The sequence below is a fragment of the Pseudomonas sp. BIGb0558 genome (genome assembly GCF_024807515.1).
GTDB lineage: Bacteria > Pseudomonadota > Gammaproteobacteria > Pseudomonadales > Pseudomonadaceae > Aquipseudomonas > Aquipseudomonas yamanorum_A.
Window position 1 is genome coordinate 1 of record NZ_JANUEW010000087.1, and the last position, 1,381, is coordinate 1,381.

Genomic DNA, 1,381 nt, shown 5'->3' on the forward strand with positions numbered 1-1,381 from the left:
AGACGCCAGAGCTCGATGCCGATGCACTCAAGGGCGCAGACGCCACCTTCGTGGTCGAGGTCTCCGGCCAGGGTTACATGACGGGCGACATCATTCGGGTGACCGTCGCCGGGCTGATCGACGGGGTACGCGTGACCTACACCTACGACCACACCATCACCTCGACCACTCGCGCCCAGCGCATCAACTGGCCAAACGCCGATATCCTGCCCCTGGTCGACGGGCGCCTGCTGCTGACCTACCAACGTATTCGCACCGGCGTACCGGCACGCGACTCGCAAGGCGCGCTCGTCAATATTATCGGCACTGCTGTCGACACCCGCCTGGCAGCACCGCAAGTACCCGACGCGGTGAGCGGCTCACTGCCACCCACCACCAACCCTGTATTCGTGGTGATCCCGTCTTATACCGGCCAGAACAGCAACGACCACGTCAAGCTGAAACTGGCAGGCACCTATGCCAATGGCCGTTCCTATTACGCCGAGTACAGTACCCGCGCTGGCAGCGGCGATATTCTCTTCGACCTGGCCAACGGGCCCGACGGCGAGATCGCCCAACTGGAAGGCGGTTCGTTGCGGCTCTACTACACCGTCAATGATTCCCGCGACCGGCCGCCATCGCGCACCCTGAGCCTGACGATCGGCGCAATAAGGGCGATCCTGCCGCCGCCCACCACCCGCGAAGCGGTGCCGCCTGATTATGTCTTCGACCCGGAAATCAACCGCGGCAACTTGAATGTCACCGTGCCGGCGAGCCCGGCCTTTACCCTCGGCGCCACGGTGTTCCTGCACGCCGACGGCAGTTCCCCCGGCGGCAGCGCCCCACCGGATGCTTTCCCGATCGACGTCAACTGGGTCGGTGCCGCCCTGCCCTTCACCGAGCCTCGCGGCTTTGTGACCGCCAACCTGAACGGTTCCCTGACCCTGTACTACACCGTGGTCAGGCCGGGGCAGCCCACCCTGACGTCCGAGGCGTTGGTCATCCGGGTCGGCTCGGCGCTGAACCTGCCGGTGCCCGAAGTGCTGGAAGGCACGGTGATCAACCCGACCCTGACCCGCCTCAACCCGCTGCGCGTGCTGCCGCCGCGCCCGGAAGTGGTGACGATTCGTGTGCGCTACGCGCCGATGTTGCCAACGGATGACATCAAGATGCACATCATCGGCAAACCGGACGTGGGCACACCGGATATTCCGGCGAAACCCGGCATTCCCAATCCTGGTAGCGACTTTGTCGACTTCACGGTTTCCAGTGCATTCGTCGCGGCTTACCTGGGCGAGAGCTGCCAGGTGTATTACGACGTCATTCGGGGCGGGGCGAGCACTCAGTCCAAGACCCTGAGCCTGGAGGTGGAAGCCCTGGCAGCACAGGAATGGGACCTGGT

The 1,381-nt window shown here is 64.4% G+C and carries 1 pseudogene; it reads left to right on the forward strand.

Annotation, left to right across the window (positions count from 1 at the left end):
- Positions 1–1,381 (forward strand): annotated as a pseudogene (locus tag M2400_RS33365) (hypothetical protein); the annotation flags it as partial.